Source organism: Marinobacter sp. EhC06, from assembly GCF_001650915.1.
Lineage (GTDB): Bacteria > Pseudomonadota > Gammaproteobacteria > Pseudomonadales > Oleiphilaceae > Marinobacter.
On record NZ_LXYO01000012.1, the window covers coordinates 79496 to 94717 of the forward strand.

Consider the following 15222-nt stretch of genomic DNA (forward strand, 5'->3'; position numbering starts at 1 on the left):
TAAACTGTGGTTACTATGACGCTGGAACCTATCCTGGAACCTGTCTTTCATGTGGACTCGTACGGGTATCGGTGCGGGAAATCCGCGCATGATGCGCTTGTGATCACGCGAAAGCGGTGCTGGGAAAGGGACTGGGTGCTGGAGTATGACATCCGTGGCTTGTTTGATCATATTGATCATGAGCTATTGCTCAAGGCTCTTGACCACCATTGCTCTGAATCCTGGGTGCTGCTGTATGTGAGGCGCTGGCTAACGGCACCGATGCAGACGAAAGATGGTAAGCAGGAACGACGGAACGTTGGCACACCACAAGGTGGCCCGTTATCGCCAGTTCTGGCAAACCTGTTTCTGCATTATGCATTGGATCGTTGGCTGACCGTTCGTCATCCGGATATCCCATTCTGCCGATATGCAGATGACGGAATACTGCGTTGTCGAAGTGAGCGTGAGGCTCAGTATCTGCATTCCCAGCTAGATATGCGTGAGGTGGACCCAATAGCTATTCACAGAGATGCCCAACAAACGAGTATACTGGCCTGTGTTTGTCCAGGCTGCTCGGATAAATCACCATCAGCTCCTTGCTAAGGCCAGGCTCACTCACGGGAATAGCCACCAGACTTCCATTTTGGACCTCCTCCCGTACAGAACTTTCAAGCACCAACGATGCGCCAAGTCCGACCTTAACCGCTTGCTTGACGGCTTCGGTGCTACCCAGCTGCATAGATACCGTCGGAAATGGCCCATGCTCACCGAAGTAGGTCGCCAAAAGCCGGCCAGTGCCGGTGCCGGGTTCGCCGCCGATCAGAGCCATGTTAGACAGCGTATCGCGGTCGATATCGGTTCGACGGGCTAACGGGTGACCAGGCGGAACGATTAGAACAACGGGCTCGTTACGCCACGCCTGAGCATGGAATCCGGGTAGATCATGCCACCACTCCATAATCGCCACGTCCAGCTCACCGTCCGATAAATGCCGTGCAATAGTCGGATTGGAATCTATTACCACATCCACCTCGGGCCCTACGCCCAGCTCCTTGTAACGACGGATGTAGGGCTGGAGCATATAAATCCCAATATTGGAGCTCGCCCCAACGCGAAGTCGAGCCTCCATAATGGAAGATCTCGCCTGCTCCTCCAGCCGGAGCAGACTTCGGGCAAAAGGCAACAAGGTTAAGGCAGCCCGGGTTGGCTCACAGCCAGAGCGCCCCCTGTGGACCAATAAAACGCCAAGTTGGTTTTCGAGTTTTTGAAGGTGCTGGGACAGTGTGGGTTGTGCGATGTCCAACTGGCGGGCTGCGGCCTGAAACCCGTTGTGGTCCAGCACCGCCACGAAACTCTTCAGCCAGACAAGATTCAGCATGGGCCGCTCTCGCGGCCACTGGGATCATTGATCGCATCACCCGGCCGCTCACCCCGAAGCACTTGCAGAATGTTCCGAGCAGCGCGTTGCTCGATAGCCAGACGCACCTGGCTGACTGCCGATCCGATGTGAGCAGTAAACAGCGTGTTGGGGTGGGCCCTGAGCCCCTGGGCGATCTCCCTCGGACGATCTTCTCTCGCCCAATCTTCCATCTCAAACACATCAGCGGCGTACCCCCCCAACTGACCGGATTGAAGCGCTTGCAGAACACTACCCTCATCCACCACAGATCCACGGCAGGGATTGATAAGGAATGCGCCCGGTTTCATTCCTGTTAGCGTTTCGCGATTAATGGTGTGGAGGGTTTGCTCATTGAGCGCCAGTGCCAGGATCACAATATCTGACTGGGCCAGCAGCATCTTGAGGGGAGTATGGGACAAACCCAGTGCCTGCTCATGCTGCACGGGTAAACGTTCCGGCTGGGAATAGATTAAATCCGCTCCCCATCCGTTCAGGCGCTGCGCCACCGCTTGGCCGATGGCCCCCATACCCACAATACCAATCCGTGAGCCTTCGATCCCCTGCCCATAGAAGCGTGGTGTCCAGCCAGTAAATTCACCGGATCGAACGAAGTGGTCCGCCGCCTTGACTTGTCGGGTGAGACTGATCGTCAGCCCGACCGTTAGCTCTGCAGTAGGCACGGTTAGCAAATCCGGTACAAATGTCAGCCAAACCCCATGACGCGTGCAGGCATCCACATCAAAGTTGTCATAGCCTTTCAGGGCTGCACCAATCACCTTCAAGCGCGGACACCCCTGTAGGAACTCCACTCCAACTCGGTCTGGCATGAACGCCATCATCGCATCAGCGTCTGCAACGCGCGCAGCCACTTCCTCCTGGGGCAACGTGGCGCCGGATTGGTTGGTGACCAGCTCGCAATCTTGGGCAAGTTCATCCAGAACACTGTCATGGATCTTATGGGTTATCACAACCTTGGGTTTCATCGACGTTCCTTATTTGAATTTCTTACGAAGGCGGCCACTGAGACTGTCCACGACGGTGACCATCAACAAGATGACAATGAGAATGGCGCTGACTTCCTGATACTGCATGATTCTCAGCGAGCCCATCAATTCGAAGCCAATACCACCGGCACCCACCATGCCCATTACGGTCGAGGCACGGAAATTGTATTCCCAGCGATAAATGGACACGTCCGCGAATTGAGGAAGTGCTTGTGGCAGCACGGCGTGATAGAGCACCTGCAAGCGAGTAGCGCCGGCAGCATCGGCCGCTTCCACTGGCGCCTCATCTACATGCTCAATCGCTTCGGCAAAAAACTTTCCAACCATGCCAATGGAGTGAAGACCGAGCGCCAGTACGCCAGGCAACGCCCCAAAACCAACAGCAGCCACGAAGATGATGCCCATGATCAGTTCCGGGACTGAACGCAAACCGTTTAAAAGGGTTCGAGTTACTTGGAACACCACCGGATGTGGAGAGGTGTTGCGCGCAGCCAGGAATGCCAGTGGCACAGACAAGGTTACTGCAATGGCAGTACCGGCAATGCTCATCGCAAGCGTGTCGATTAACGGCGACACCCAGCTGGCCACATTGGTGAAGTCAGGTGGAAGAGATTCGCCAATGAGTGTGCCTATGGCTGGCACGCCATTGGCAAGTGTATTGAAATTGAGCAGCCCTACGTACCAACTTGCGACAAAAATGATGAGCAGCACTAACAGCGACTGTCCGAGTTTTTTCCGCCAGCCTTTCGCGTGCTCATCCAGCACGGAGGCCGACGGGGCCGGCGACAGAGTCGCCGGTTCCGTCGTTGTATAGTTCATGGGGCACTCCTCACATTTTTGCGAAATCAAGATTGAGCAGGCCACCCATAGCGCGGATGACATCGTAATCTTCGTCGGTAATTGCCGCGAATCCCTCAGCCTTCAGGTTGTCGAGAATCTCCGGGTCATCGATCTGCAGAAAGGCTTTCTGAATGTTGCTCTTCAGCTCAGGGGCCAGGTTCGAACGCATGGCCCAGGGGTATTGAGGAAAGTCACCGCTGTAGCCCAGCACTTTGACCTTGCTCCGATCAATCAAACCGCGGTCCATCACATGCTCGAAGATAACTTCGGACAACCCTCCGGCGTCGGCATTGCCATTGGCGACGTTAACCGCAACAGCGTCATGGCTACCGACGAAATGAGCCTCATAGTCCTTTCCGGCTTCGAGCTCTGCCTTCTCAAGGAGTACGGTCTTGGGGATCAGGTGGCTGGAAGTGGATGCGCGGTCACCGTAGGCCATTTTCTTGCCTTTGATATCCGCGAAGGAGCCAACGCCAGAGTCCGCATTGGCAATAATGATGGAGCGATAAGTCGGCTTCCCGTCTACCACCATGGCGGCAAAGGGTTCAATGTCACTCTTACTCTTGGCCATCACATAGGACAACGGACCAAAGTAAGCCAGGTCAATTCGGCCAAAACGCATGGCTTCGATCATGGAGGAGTAATCGGTGGTAACAATCAGTTCTACTTCCTTACCAAGAGTGGTTTCCAGGTAATCCTTCAAAGGTTGGTTTCGCTTGATCAGTTCTGACGCGTTCTCATCCGGCAGCAAGGCAACTTTCAAAAGATCAGGGTCTGTATCTGCGGCATGGGCTGACCAATGGATGCCGAGCATCATTATCAGAGCCAGCAAAGAGTGAATCATTGTCTTCATTGTGCTATCTCCAGTACGTCTGTCGTTATCGGGGTGGTCTTAGGTTTATGGATGGCTGGTTTGCCTTCCGCAGCTACCACGCTGGGTGAACGGTGGTAAATCTCGTCCAGGTGTTTCGATTTCAGGTTTTCAGGAGCATCGTCAAAAACGATATGAGCGTTCGAAAGGCCGATGATCCGGTCTGCAAAACGCTGGGCGTATTCCAATTGGTGCAAGGAAATAACCGCGGTGATTCCATCTTCCTGACAAATATCGCGCAGTAGGCCGAGTACCTTTTCAGAAGTGGCCGGATCCAGGCTGGCAACGGGCTCATCGGCAAGAATCATGGATGGTTGCTGCACCAATGCTCTGGCGATTCCAACCCGCTGCTGCTGGCCGCCGGACAACTGATCTACTCGGGAAAGCGCTTTGTCAGCCAGACCTACGCGGTCGAGGCATTGCAGAGCCAACTCCAGGTCCTGCCGGGGCAGGGGAAGCAGGCTTCGCCAAGTACCGTGATACGCAAGTCTGCCTGTCAGCACATTCTGTAACGCGGTGTATCGTTCGATCAGCTGGTGATGCTGGAACACCATGGCGGTGCGGCTGCGGTGCTGTCGCAGGATTCTACGGTTGGTCAGTTCACCAAACTCGCCAGACACAACCTTCCCGGTTGTGGGCTTAACCAGGTGATTCAGTGAACGAAGCAGAGTGGATTTACCCGCGCCTGAAAGTCCCAGTAGCACGGTGAATTCGCCCTTGTGAAAGTGAACGTTGGTGGGTTTGAGCGCGAGGACGTTTCCCGGGTAGGTTACGCCCATACTCTCGACTCGAAGCATCACATTGGTTGATTGAGTTGGCGCCACAGGATCACCTTTTGCAATAAATAAGCTCGCCGTATTGCGAGTTACAATTGAACGGTAAAGCTGAGAGATGACACTGTCGTGTCACTGACGTGACAGGTTGATGAAGTGCTTTTGGTTCGCAAGGATTTTCCGAAGGGCTCTGTGAAATACATGGAGCTCAGCCAAAGTGGAACGAGCCACCCAGGAGCTTAAGCAACAAAAATTGCGTTCCACCGTCAGTCGGCGAATCTCACGGTACAGTTCGTCCGTGCTGAGTTCATCGAATTGCTTACCGACTATACTCTTGCCTTCGAGGAGGTCGGACGCGCTCTCCAATAGGTCGCGCTTCCAGGTGCTGACTATGGTGGGGTGGATCTGGAAACGGGCAGCAATTCAAGGTGTGGCCTTAAGGGTGGGCAAGGACAGCCTTGCACTTACTAATTCGAAATAAAGTAAGCGAACATTACCCGGAGATATAAGCCAAATCCGGATGGCCAAAAAACGATTTCAATAGTCGTGGCAATTTTTGCAAACGTCGAACTGCGTCGCCGCGTGCAGGTTGGTTTGAATAAGGGCGAGGCTAAGAACGCGCTGGCTCGTGCCGTCTTCCTGAACCGGCTCGGTGAACTCCGCGATCGCAGTTACGAGAATCAACGCTACCGTGCAAGCGGACTCAATCTCGTCGTCAGCGCTATTATCCTTTGGAATACGGTTTATATGGAGCGGGCGGTTCAAGCACTGCGCGAAGACGGCCGGGATATCGACGAGACGCTTCTGCGGCATCTTTCTCCCTTGGGCTGGGAGCACATCAACCTGACCGGCGACTATATCTGGCAGCAGGACAAACAGGTCGAACAAGGAAAGTACCGATCGTTACGAACACTGCAGAGGTCTTAGCGTACGATTTTTTCCGTTTCGTGAGCTGACCCCATTCTGTCCCCCATCCCTTCAACCACGCGTAATCCTTCGTCGAGCCTTTGAATGTCTGCGAGATGACACTCCGTCGTATTCGCCCGATTAGCCAAACGCCACTGTTGCCAGTCCTCCTCCGCGCCAAAATAAGACGTTCAGCTAGTCATCGGAAAGTCCACTCCCTTTCCGACCGGGCGAGTGTGTTTTGGGAATAGAAAAGTGCTAAGATCTTCGGAACTGACAGAGTAATTGCATGTCAGAGCTCATGTCCTCAAAGCTTGGTGCTAAAGATCAGGATGTCCGCAAAGAACCGCCCAATCATCTCCCTATTGCTATCACTGCTTCTTGTGATCAGCGCGCCGGCGTTTGCTTTGTCAAAAGTAGCAGGCGGCCAGGCGGAGCCAGCGATGGCGGATTGCGGCACCATGATGATGGACCAGACTGAAGACACCGCTTACTCCTCAGACACAGAACCGGATTGTGTTTCCGCCCCGGAAATGGCCTGTCCAAGCGCCACTGGGCCGGTCAAATGCGGCGTCAACGTAAGCTTTGCCCTACTACCGGGGCATTCTATCGGTTTTACCGACACCGGTTCCCAAACGGTGTTGATCGGCCGAGCGGCCCTTTACCAGAATCCGTTCCTGGCCTCTATTACACCCCCTCCAGAACATCACTCCTGAGTTTTAACCCGGGTTTTTGCCCATCGCGGCAAGCTCTTTGAAGTTAATTCTTGCAACAAAGTCTCGTACTTCCGTTCATCCGTAACGAGGCTTTAACTGGAGTGAATCAAATGCGTAATTCAAATCTCAAGCTCACCGTAACCGCCGCCGTTCTGGCCGGCAGCGTCGCCCTTTTCTCTGCCCTTGCCCATGGCGAAGGCGCCGGCATGATGGCTGGTCATTCCGAACACAGCCGCATGATGTCCTCGCACGGTATGGAGGGTATGGGCGGCATGATGGGGATGATGAACATGATGTCAGATATGTCCCCGGAAGACCGTAAAGCCATGACCGAGGCTTGCATGAAGATGATGCAGGCTCATAGCGACGATGGCATGCCTGGTGGCATGAAAGACAAAGACACCGGCGCCAAATAACCATTTGGGCACCCTCATGAACTGAAGCTCTGGGCCGGGGATGCATGTGCACCCCCGAGCCCTGCACTGCCCATAAGCGATTACAAACGAGGATTTCCCATGAAGACCAAGAAACTCGCCCTGTATACGGGTATAGCCGCTATCGTTATCGGCGCTGGCGCCACCACATTGGCCCTCCAGGCCGACGAATCCGCCCAGCCGTCGGCTTCTCTAACCGAGAGTGAAGAGGCAGGCCAAACCATCACCATCTACAAGAGCCCCAATTGCGGTTGCTGCCAGTCCTGGGCCGAGCACCTCGCGACCAATGGCTTTGACACCCGAATCGTTGAAACCGACAACCTTAATGAAATTAAACAGCAGCATGGCGTGCCACGCGATATGGCGTCCTGCCACACCGCACTGGTTGATGATCTGGTGATTGAGGGGCATGTGCCGGCCAATGACATCCTGGCCTACCTTGAGGATCCGCAATTCAACACGGCCGGCTTGTCTGTACCCGGAATGCCCCATGGCACCCCTGGCATGGAAACCGGCCGGAAGGACGATTACCAGGTCATTGCCTTTAACGCCAATGGCCAGCAACAGGTTTTCCGTGAGCACAAGGATTACTGAGGTCAGCCCTATGAGAGCAATGGTTTCCCGCCTGAATTCAGCAGTCTCCAGACTTTTTCTGTTCGCGTTCGTGGCTGTCATGCCGACCCTGGTTCAAGCCCAGTCTGTGAATGAGGGCCAAGCAGTGAGAGCGCTGACGACGGACTCATCTGGCGCTTTGCTGGTGCTTCGGCAGAGCGGTCTGTTTGCCCTGGATAGCCAGAACACTACCGAGATCCCCCTGCCACCGTCCGATTCCGGCGCCCAGCCCCGGTCCATGGCAAAGGGCGGAGACGAAAGCCTGTACCTGGCAGGGCCTGGCCTTGGCATCTGGCGCTATGACGAGGCCAGCAAGCGTTGGCAATCCCTCAATGACACCCTGCCGGACCTGGGTGTCACGGCGATTGCCGCCCACGCCACCCAACCGGATACGCTCTACGCCTATCTCGGTGACGGCGGCATGTTCCGATCCAGGGACGACGGTGCCGAATGGGTGAAGGTAGACAATGGCCCTCGGGAGCCGGTGCAGGCCTTCCTGCACTCCGATATGCCAGGCAGCATGGAAAGTGGCTGGCTGTTCGCCGGCACCACCCGCGGTGTGGCCCGATCCATGGACTGTTTCTGCTTCTGGGGCGATGCCGGCGAATTGCGAGGAACTGTTTCCGCCATTGATTACGATCCTTGGGCCCCGGAAAACGTCTACGCCGTGATCGAGGGGGAACTTCACCGCAGTTCTGACGGTGGCGAAACCTGGGCTGGCCTTGAGATACCCCAAGCGGTGACCGCTCTGACGTTCTCGCCCACGGAAAGACTCGTGGTCGGCACTGAAAACGGAGAGTTGCTTTCGCAGAACGCCTCTGGCGAATGGGTTCCTGTTTATGAATAAGTGGTCTTTCCCGCTGGTCTTGCTCGTTGCCCCGGCCCTTGTGATGGCGGGGGGCGCGCCAACAGACAGTGGCAGCGTGCCGGCCGGAGTAACCGAGGGCCGCCAGATTTATGAGCAATACTGCGCCGCTTGCCACGGATGGCAGGGTGAAGGTGCGGCCGACTGGAACAAACCGGATGAGAAAGGCGAAATGCCGCCACCGCCTCACGATGAGACAGGCCACACCTGGCGCCACAGTGATGCCATGCTGTTCAGGATGATTGCCGAGGGATGGCGGCATCCCTTCAACAAAACAGACCGCCTGACCATGCCAGCATTTGAGGACACCCTCACCGACCAGGAAATTCAGTCGGTGATCAACTACCTGAAAACACTCTGGACCGAGGACCAGCGCCGCTATCAACCTAACGAAAGTCAGGAATAACGAACAACCCTCCCTCAAGTCTTTGGTAACTGGAAAATGGCATTGAAACAGCTTTTTAAGAAGTGGTCATGGTTATTCGGCCTCATCGGTTTCAGCATTGTGGTCACAGCAATCTTCGTGCTGCCACAGTACCTGAAGCCTGATCTGGATGCCGGTGTTACCTTTTACGCCACCGAGGGATGCGCACCTTTCAAAGGTCAGTGTATCGGGCGAAAGGGCGATCAAACCATCACAGTCGGCTTAGGTAATGAAGCCATCGAATCGATGACAGAGATTCCCATCCGTGTGTATCTCGGCAACGTGACAGCCGACTCCCTGATCGTGGATTTCGAAGGGCTTGAAATGTACATGGGCGTGGTCCGCACCCAGCTGTTACCGCATACCCAGGGTGTTTACCAGGGAACCATTACCCTGCCGGAATGCGGTACCGGCAAAATGCTATGGCGCGCACGGGCCATCATCGACAACGGCACGTCCAAGGAAGGCATCAAATTTGATTTCTGGGCGGTTTAACGAACTAACAAAACTTAGGGGGCTGAATGCCTGATCTTGCAACCTGGGGAATTGCCGCCGCGTTTGCCGGAGGTCTCGTGTCGTTTTTCTCACCCTGTACTTTACCCTTGGTTCCCGGCTACCTGTCGGTTGTTACCGGAGGCGCTCTGACTGAGGCTTCAAATCGGTTGAAGGCGTTCTGGCTGAGTCTTTGTTTCGTGATGGGGTTCAGTCTCGTATTCGTTGCCCTGGGAGCAAGCGGCAGTGTTCTTGGGCAATGGCTGATGGCTTATCGTGAAGAGGCCAACCTGGTGGCTGGCGTGCTCATCGTGTTAATGGGCCTGTTTATGTTGGGTTGGTGGAGCATGCCGGCGTTACAGCGGGACTGGCGCATTGGGCAGTCTCTTGAAGGCGGGCGCCCCACTGCCGCCTTCCTCCTGGGCATCGCGTTTGCCATCGGCTGGACACCCTGTATAGGCCCCATACTCGGGGCCATATTGGCGCTCAGCTCCACCCATGCCAATGCTGAGGCTGGCATGCTGTATCTGGCGGCGTATTCGTTCGGGTTAGCTCTCCCTTTTCTCGGAACTGCCCTGTTTATTGAACACTTTCGGCAACGAGTACGCTGGCTCAGTCGCTGGAGTAGACTACTGAGAGCGCTTGCTGGCTTGGTGCTCGTTGTAATGGGAGTAATGGTGCTCACCGGTCGGATGACACTCTTTGCGTCGTGGATGTTGTCGACGTTTCCGGTTCTCGGAAGGCTTGGTTGAGCTTCCTACAGCCAAACTACAGGGAGCGGTCCATGGCTTCATACTCAAATACTGCGTATAAACAGGTTTCATGAACAAATGGGGCTGCCATTTCGTTAACTAATGGTTTTGCATTGCCGAACGATTGAAGCGGCTCATTGTTCTTCAGGACTAGATTAAAAACCGCTTCGCAGTGGAGGATGGTGAACGTTCGCTTTTGTTCAGAGCCCGGAATGTGACCAGGGGTCGCAAAGCGAACATTCAGATGGTTCGATAACGCTTGGCGTTGCGGCGTGCCGGAGCGCAGCGTAGGCGCGTCCGCCAATAGCTACTGGTTATACGGAATTTGCCACCAACATCTCAGTAGCACCTTTTTGAAACCGGTAACTAACAGGCTGCAATGAGACATCAATCCCATCGGCAGATAATGCGGTCATTACCTGATCCAAATGCTTCGAGACCTCTCCGTCTAAGGATACAACAGGAAAGACACGGACTTCGGTCGCCACTCTGCATAGCTCCCGCATTGATTTAAGGTGAGTTGCCCCATCCACATGGTCACTGTAGAGAAAAAGATAGTGGGAGCAGAGTGCCAAATCGAACTCGGAATCGGAAAACGGCAGCGACGGCAAAGACACTGATAGATACCGCCCTTGCTGAAATCCCGCCTCAAAGTCGGCCAGGAATCTCGACATGGCATTCATACGGATCTCGCCAAGATGCTCGACGCTACTCAATGACCCCCAAATATACTTGTCTGCGTCCTGCCGCATCTTAGTCATGATGTCCGGGTACACTTCATCAATCCGGCGACGTATTTCGTTGACCTGAAACTCGTAAACCGGATCACAGGAAGTGACTTGGCAGCCACGGTCTGTTGCCTCTACATTGAAGCTTGCGGGGCCATCACCGCAACCAAGGATACGCTTGTTCAGGTCATTCTCGGATAATCCGAACATCGCCTGATACTCTTCAAAAGATCGGCCCCACGGGACTACATTGGCTAACTTCAAATCTGACTCTCCTTAGTCTGTATAACGCCAGCGCACAACGGCGCCCTTGAAATGGAGGCGCCGCCGCAATGTAAAGGGCGGCCGCAGGCCGTGAATTGCTGCGCCTTGTTAAATTTGGTTGCGACCGACGCCATGAATTACCCCCGCAGCAATGAGCGCGATGATGGCGACAATGTCTGCGATGACGACCTTGCGAACGGACTCATTGTACCCGCCAACTGACCACGCAATCGCGATGAAGGACACAACGCTGACGAGGCCAGCGACAATTGCCAATGTTTGCAACGATGGCTGGAAAGCTGCATACACCAAGAACAGACCGAGAAGTCCAAACAGGATAGCCCGGTGGCGCATCAGGATTTCGATATTGGGCTCCCCCAAGGAAATGCCATATAAAGCGGCCAGCCGCTCCACGCCCAGCACCCCGGAAACGGGCAGAAGATGAATGATGCCTACGAGCACCAACAGGCCTGTGACAACTTTCTCCATGTTCGCGTTTCCTCCCTGAATTTAACGCTTGCAGCATGCGCGCCCACGGAATGTAGCCGAAGGCGCAATGTAAATGTAGTGGACGTCGCTGTGCCTGCACTTGATACTAATTCTCACTTCTAGCCATATATACCGCTTCTCGCCCATATGCAGATAGGTCTCTCTTAAGCGACGCGCCTGCCGGCACAACCTCTAATCCATGGCGCATCCAATACGATGATGCTCCCTGGATAGCAACCAAGAATATCCGCTTGTAACCCCTCTGGCTTGCGGTATCTAGTACTGCGTTCAGCATGTGTTTTGCAGCACCTAGATCACGAGCGGAGGGCGTTACTGCCATATCGTGGATATACAAGCCATCCGCATTTGGAGGCACCGAATACTCACTGCCATCCAGCTCGGGTATTTCGCCGAACACCCATGGTAAAGATACAACGTAGCCCACCACCAGCTGCCCTTGGACTGCGGAAAAACAGAAATGAGGAGAGGTAGAGAGCTTTGCCGAAAATGAATCTACGGATTCAAGAATGGCCTCGCTATAGCATTCCCTCTGTATGCGAGAAATCGCCGGGAGATCAGACTGTGACATTCCACGAATTTTCATGTTGGCACGTATCGCGACCTATGTGAGTATCGCCATGCTTAGCGGCCGCCTTTGCGGAGCGAACGCGAAGAAAAGGCGGTCCGGTGAAGGCCCGTCAGGGCCGGAACGTACTGGAGCTACTTGTTAACTGGAATACCAAGACCTCGGCAAATCGTAGCCAGTGCAAAACCAATACCTAACCCAACCATATTCCAGGGAAACACATCTCCAATAGCGTAATACCCCAGCGTACCACCCAAACCAAAGCCTACCAGACCGACGACCGCCTTTTGCCTATGGGCTTCCCAAAATTCTTCTCGCTGGCGATTACTTTCCTGTCTCAGAGACAACTGCCGGCGCTTGGGCTCAAGAACGGCTTTCGAAGCCGCCTCCGACTGCTCTCGGGATAGCATTTTGCACCTCCTTTGCTGATTGCCTGTTAACGAATGATATGGACTCCCCCTGCTCCCTCAGCATCGATGTGCCACATTGAAGGTGTCGAAGTCTTCAAGCGAAAGCAGGAGAAGCCATCATGAATGTTACACCCATCGGCATCGATCTGGCGAAAACTGTGTTCAGTATTCATGGCACCGATCAACACGACAAGGTCGTGGTTCGCAAACGGCTGAATCGCCCAAAACTGTTGGCGTTCTTCGCGCAACTACCGCCATGCATTATCGGTATGGAGGCCTGCTCTGGTGCCCACTACTGGGCGCGGGAATTGACCAAACTCGGCCACGATGCCCGGATCATTGCACCACGATTCGTCGCTCCCTATCGCAAGAGCAGCAAGAACGACGACAACGATGCCGAGGCTATCTGTGAAGCCGTGAGCCGACCCAATATGCGCTTCGTGCCCATTAAGACCGAAGACCAGCAGGCCACGCTTTGCCTGCACCGTATTCGCCGTGGACTGACCAAGGAACGCACCGCACAGATCAATCAGATTCGTGGCCTACTGGCCGAGTTCGGATTGATCATTCCCCAAGGGCGTTACGCGGCACGCCGTCGGGTTCCGGAGATCCTGGAGGATGCCGAAAATGGCTTACCGATGCGGGCCCGCCACCTTATAGGGAATATCAACCATCGCATTCTCCAGCTCGATGAAGAAATCCTGGCGTACGACCGGGAAATCGAAGCGTTGGCCCGGCACGACGAACAGGCCAAACGACTGATGGCCATTCCAGGAATTGGACCACAAACAGCCACGGCTTTATTGGCCAGCGCGCACGACCCCAGACAGTTCAAAAGCGGGCGACACTTCGCGGCCTGGCTGGGCCTGGTACCCCGACAATATTCAACGGGTGGCAAAGTACGACTTGGGCGAATCACCAAGCGCGGCGATAAATATCTACGAACACTGCTGATACACGGAACTCGAGCGGTGATCGCAAAATTACCCGACAAGCAAGATCGACTCAGTGGCTGGGCCAGGGATCTGGTCGAACGACGCGGGTACAAACGAGCTGCGGTCGCACTAGCGGCGAAGAATGCCCGAATTATCTGGGCGCTGTTGATGAACCAAACCGAGTTTAAAACTCAGCCTGTGGAGGGCTGACAACCGAGTACCAACGACAGGCAGAACACGCCTGCTAGCCGAGTCTAGCAACGGCAAGCGATGACGGAACGGTCAGACCGAGAGTGACAGAACCTGTTTAGCTCAGCGGCTATAACAAGCCGACTAACGAATGAGGTCATCACTCACACGCATCATCATCCTGGCCCGGGCAACAGCGCCCACAAAGAGGCCGAATGTAGAGCTGCAGTCTCAAACCGCTTCGGATTTAAATGGCGTTGCTTGACCGCAGGGGGAGTCCATGTAGCCAGCCATAAGCGGCGCCCTGACAAGGGCGTCCGGTGGAGGGCCAAAGGCCCGGAACAGACTTAATGGCATTGTTATAAATTAAACTCAAAAACATGCTGCTGCTTCAGTAACTTGAAGCCTTGCGCTTGGTAGAACTTGTGGGTGGCATCGCGCATTGAATTACTGCGAACCCTAACGGAAACCCCAATTGACTTGGCCCAGAAGATAGCTGCCTCAACCAGTTTAGAGCCAATGCCTTTGCCCCTATATTGCTCATCAACGATTAAGCCAGCGATCTCAACAAAAGGCGCCACTCCGACCCGAACCGCTAAATAGGCGTGTAGCCAACCAACGACGGCTTCGTCTGAATCCGCCACCCAGATGCGATGCTCGTTTGAGTCTAAGAGTAGGCTGAGCCCATCGGCAGATCGGTGCTTTGATTCAGCAGCAGGCGTCAACACCTGGGCTAAACGTTCGACATGATCTTTGTCTGCCAACATGGCTGGCCTGATATTCACAAGCTCTCCGGAAAAGATTTATAACGCTGGGCTTTGCGGCGGTTTTGGAGGAGCGACGCGACGGAAAAACCGTCCGACAACAGCCCCTGGTTAGCTGATGTACTTGGCCATCGCACGGTTCTGCGCTCCTTCTCCGGTCTCTAGGGCAGCTTTGACACCGGTCCGGTTCCTCTCTGGCTGATTCTGGCTTGCTTTCAGCTTACCTGTCAGGGTTTCAATTTTGATCTCTACGCCAACAACAGCTTCTACCAAACGTTCAGTGAAATCCGTTGGCGCATCGTCCACGGACCAAGGAGCGACCATTTGCGACTCATGTTGGTCTGTTAGCTGGTGGAGATGATGTTTCAGCCAGCTTGAATCCTGAATAATCTGAGCGCTACCTCGTGCATGGACAGCCAAATAATTCCATGTTGGGACGACCCTGCCTGTCTCAGCCTTGGTGGGGTACCAGGAGGGGGAAACGTAAGCATCTGGTCCCTGAAAAACTGCAAGCACTCTAGCTCCGCCCTGCATGCGTTGCCAAACTGGGTTACTACGAGCCAGGTGACACTGAAGATATCCAAGAGAATCGTTTTCCCCAGAACTCAAATAAAAGGGTACGTGATTGGCCTCAATCCCTTCATCGTCTGCGATAACGAGCAGCCCAAATCCATAATCGCGAATGTACTGTTGAAGCTTCTCTCGGTCTTCTTCTTTGAAGTGATTCGGGACATACATCCTTTTATGCTCCTGAGTAGAGTCCTTGCGCAGCTAACGCCTGCGTAAA

The 15222-nt window shown here is 54.5% G+C and carries 20 protein-coding genes and 1 pseudogene; 10 read left to right on the top strand and 11 right to left on the bottom strand.

What is annotated here, in order from left to right; translation table 11 throughout:
• Positions 1-15: 15 nt before the first annotated feature.
• Positions 16-585 carry a reverse transcriptase domain-containing protein gene (locus tag A8B84_RS21265; protein ID WP_081432065.1) on the top strand — a complete coding sequence of 190 codons (570 nt, stop codon included), beginning with the start codon at positions 16-18 and terminating at the stop codon, positions 583-585.
• Here A8B84_RS21265 and A8B84_RS06735 read toward each other — a convergent pair.
• Genes A8B84_RS06735 through phnC form a run of 5 tightly spaced genes read right to left on the bottom strand, consistent with a single transcriptional unit; the run spans position 500 to position 4920 of the window.
• Positions 500-1360 carry a LysR family transcriptional regulator gene (locus tag A8B84_RS06735; protein WP_011783503.1) on the bottom strand — a complete coding sequence of 287 codons (861 nt, stop codon included), beginning with the start codon at positions 1358-1360 and terminating at the stop codon, positions 500-502. The genes A8B84_RS21265 and A8B84_RS06735 overlap by 86 nt on opposite strands.
• Positions 1354-2364, bottom strand: coding sequence for a phosphonate dehydrogenase (locus A8B84_RS06740; RefSeq protein ID WP_011783502.1), 1011 nt, complete (start codon positions 2362-2364; stop codon positions 1354-1356). Before A8B84_RS06740 ends, A8B84_RS06735 begins: the two co-directional genes overlap by 7 nt.
• A gap of 9 nt (positions 2365-2373) precedes the next feature.
• The gene (gene phnE / locus A8B84_RS06745; RefSeq protein ID WP_011784781.1) at positions 2374-3204 is read right to left on the bottom strand and encodes a phosphonate ABC transporter, permease protein PhnE; all 831 of its coding nucleotides are present in this window, start codon (positions 3202-3204) and stop codon (positions 2374-2376) included.
• 10 nt (positions 3205-3214) lie between these two features.
• Positions 3215-4078 (bottom strand): phosphate/phosphite/phosphonate ABC transporter substrate-binding protein, encoded by an 864-nt coding sequence (phnD, locus tag A8B84_RS06750; protein WP_011784780.1) that lies wholly within the window; start codon positions 4076-4078, stop codon positions 3215-3217.
• Positions 4075-4920, bottom strand: coding sequence for a phosphonate ABC transporter ATP-binding protein (gene phnC, locus A8B84_RS06755; RefSeq protein WP_011784779.1), 846 nt, complete (start codon positions 4918-4920; stop codon positions 4075-4077). The genes phnD and phnC overlap by 4 nt, the downstream gene beginning before the upstream one ends.
• Positions 4921-5430: 510 nt before the next feature.
• Here phnC and A8B84_RS06765 point away from each other — a divergent pair.
• From A8B84_RS06765 to A8B84_RS06800, 8 genes and pseudogenes are all read left to right on the top strand, one after another.
• A pseudogene (locus tag A8B84_RS06765) lies at positions 5431-5796 on the top strand (Tn3 family transposase); the annotation flags it as partial.
• A gap of 386 nt (positions 5797-6182) precedes the next feature.
• Positions 6183-6491 carry a hypothetical protein gene (locus A8B84_RS21270; RefSeq protein WP_223268882.1) on the top strand — a complete coding sequence of 103 codons (309 nt, stop codon included), beginning with the start codon at positions 6183-6185 and terminating at the stop codon, positions 6489-6491.
• 110 nt (positions 6492-6601) lie between these two features.
• Complete coding sequence (locus tag A8B84_RS06775) at positions 6602-6907, top strand: hypothetical protein (protein ID WP_011784777.1); 306 nt, start codon at positions 6602-6604, stop codon at positions 6905-6907.
• Between the two features lie 99 nt (positions 6908-7006).
• Entirely contained in the window at positions 7007-7519 is a 513-nt protein-coding gene (locus A8B84_RS06780; RefSeq protein WP_011786663.1) for a DUF411 domain-containing protein, read from the top strand.
• Between the two features lie 10 nt (positions 7520-7529).
• Positions 7530-8384: a WD40/YVTN/BNR-like repeat-containing protein gene (locus tag A8B84_RS06785; protein WP_011786664.1), complete on the top strand. Its 855-nt coding sequence runs from the start codon at positions 7530-7532 to the stop codon at positions 8382-8384.
• Positions 8377-8808: a c-type cytochrome gene (locus A8B84_RS06790; RefSeq protein ID WP_011784774.1), complete on the top strand. Its 432-nt coding sequence runs from the start codon at positions 8377-8379 to the stop codon at positions 8806-8808. Before A8B84_RS06785 ends, A8B84_RS06790 begins: the two co-directional genes overlap by 8 nt.
• 36 nt (positions 8809-8844) lie before the next feature.
• Positions 8845-9321: a hypothetical protein gene (locus A8B84_RS06795; RefSeq protein WP_011784773.1), complete on the top strand. Its 477-nt coding sequence runs from the start codon at positions 8845-8847 to the stop codon at positions 9319-9321.
• Between the two features lie 26 nt (positions 9322-9347).
• Positions 9348-10070 (top strand): cytochrome c biogenesis CcdA family protein, encoded by a 723-nt coding sequence (locus A8B84_RS06800; RefSeq protein ID WP_064227454.1) that lies wholly within the window; start codon positions 9348-9350, stop codon positions 10068-10070.
• Between the two features lie 314 nt (positions 10071-10384).
• Here the strand turns inward: A8B84_RS06800 and A8B84_RS06805 are convergent, their stop codons facing one another.
• The 4 genes from A8B84_RS06805 to A8B84_RS06820 all read right to left on the bottom strand — a co-directional run bounded on the left by A8B84_RS06805 (position 10385) and on the right by A8B84_RS06820 (position 12547).
• Complete coding sequence (locus A8B84_RS06805; protein WP_064227453.1) at positions 10385-11062, bottom strand: hypothetical protein; 678 nt, start codon at positions 11060-11062, stop codon at positions 10385-10387.
• A 108-nt stretch (positions 11063-11170) separates the two neighbouring features.
• Entirely contained in the window at positions 11171-11551 is a 381-nt protein-coding gene (locus A8B84_RS06810; RefSeq protein WP_008169771.1) for a hypothetical protein, read from the bottom strand.
• 106 nt (positions 11552-11657) lie between these two features.
• Positions 11658-12155 (bottom strand): GNAT family N-acetyltransferase, encoded by a 498-nt coding sequence (locus A8B84_RS22140; RefSeq protein WP_082905106.1) that lies wholly within the window; start codon positions 12153-12155, stop codon positions 11658-11660.
• Positions 12156-12271: 116 nt separating this feature from the next.
• Positions 12272-12547, bottom strand: coding sequence for a hypothetical protein (locus A8B84_RS06820; protein ID WP_064227451.1), 276 nt, complete (start codon positions 12545-12547; stop codon positions 12272-12274).
• A 119-nt stretch (positions 12548-12666) separates the two neighbouring features.
• Between A8B84_RS06820 and A8B84_RS06825 the strand changes: the two genes are divergently transcribed.
• Positions 12667-13692, top strand: coding sequence for an IS110 family transposase (locus A8B84_RS06825; protein WP_064227450.1), 1026 nt, complete (start codon positions 12667-12669; stop codon positions 13690-13692).
• 338 nt (positions 13693-14030) lie between these two features.
• On the opposite strand, the gene A8B84_RS06830 is transcribed toward A8B84_RS06825, so the two are convergent.
• Entirely contained in the window at positions 14031-14456 is a 426-nt protein-coding gene (locus A8B84_RS06830) for a GNAT family N-acetyltransferase (protein ID WP_082905107.1), read from the bottom strand.
• A 90-nt stretch (positions 14457-14546) separates the two neighbouring features.
• A complete protein-coding gene (locus tag A8B84_RS06835; RefSeq protein WP_064227448.1) occupies positions 14547-15173 on the bottom strand; it encodes an FMN-binding negative transcriptional regulator in 627 nt (208 codons plus the stop codon).
• Positions 15174-15222 lie beyond the last annotated feature (49 nt).

Bases quoted from the DNA above. Each gene is read 5' to 3' on its own strand.
- A8B84_RS22140 (WP_082905106.1), bottom strand. From the start codon at position 12,155: ATGAAAATTCGTGGAATGTCACAGTCTGATCTCCCGGCGATTTCTCGC.
- A8B84_RS06790 (WP_011784774.1), top strand. From the start codon at position 8,377: ATGAATAAGTGGTCTTTCCCGCTGGTCTTGCTCGTTGCCCCGGCCCTT.
- A8B84_RS06835 (WP_064227448.1), bottom strand. From the start codon at position 15,173: ATGTATGTCCCGAATCACTTCAAAGAAGAAGACCGAGAGAAGCTTCAA.
- A8B84_RS06800 (WP_064227454.1), top strand. From the start codon at position 9,348: ATGCCTGATCTTGCAACCTGGGGAATTGCCGCCGCGTTTGCCGGAGGT.
- A8B84_RS06785 (WP_011786664.1), top strand. From the start codon at position 7,530: ATGAGAGCAATGGTTTCCCGCCTGAATTCAGCAGTCTCCAGACTTTTT.
- A8B84_RS06795 (WP_011784773.1), top strand. From the start codon at position 8,845: ATGGCATTGAAACAGCTTTTTAAGAAGTGGTCATGGTTATTCGGCCTC.
- A8B84_RS06825 (WP_064227450.1), top strand. From the start codon at position 12,667: ATGAATGTTACACCCATCGGCATCGATCTGGCGAAAACTGTGTTCAGT.
- A8B84_RS06775 (WP_011784777.1), top strand. From the start codon at position 6,602: ATGCGTAATTCAAATCTCAAGCTCACCGTAACCGCCGCCGTTCTGGCC.
- phnD (WP_011784780.1), bottom strand. From the start codon at position 4,078: ATGAAGACAATGATTCACTCTTTGCTGGCTCTGATAATGATGCTCGGC.
- phnE (WP_011784781.1), bottom strand. From the start codon at position 3,204: ATGAACTATACAACGACGGAACCGGCGACTCTGTCGCCGGCCCCGTCG.
- A8B84_RS06740 (WP_011783502.1), bottom strand. From the start codon at position 2,364: ATGAAACCCAAGGTTGTGATAACCCATAAGATCCATGACAGTGTTCTG.
- A8B84_RS21265 (WP_081432065.1), top strand. From the start codon at position 16: ATGACGCTGGAACCTATCCTGGAACCTGTCTTTCATGTGGACTCGTAC.
- A8B84_RS06780 (WP_011786663.1), top strand. From the start codon at position 7,007: ATGAAGACCAAGAAACTCGCCCTGTATACGGGTATAGCCGCTATCGTT.
- A8B84_RS06820 (WP_064227451.1), bottom strand. From the start codon at position 12,547: ATGCTATCCCGAGAGCAGTCGGAGGCGGCTTCGAAAGCCGTTCTTGAG.
- A8B84_RS06810 (WP_008169771.1), bottom strand. From the start codon at position 11,551: ATGGAGAAAGTTGTCACAGGCCTGTTGGTGCTCGTAGGCATCATTCAT.
- A8B84_RS06735 (WP_011783503.1), bottom strand. From the start codon at position 1,360: ATGCTGAATCTTGTCTGGCTGAAGAGTTTCGTGGCGGTGCTGGACCAC.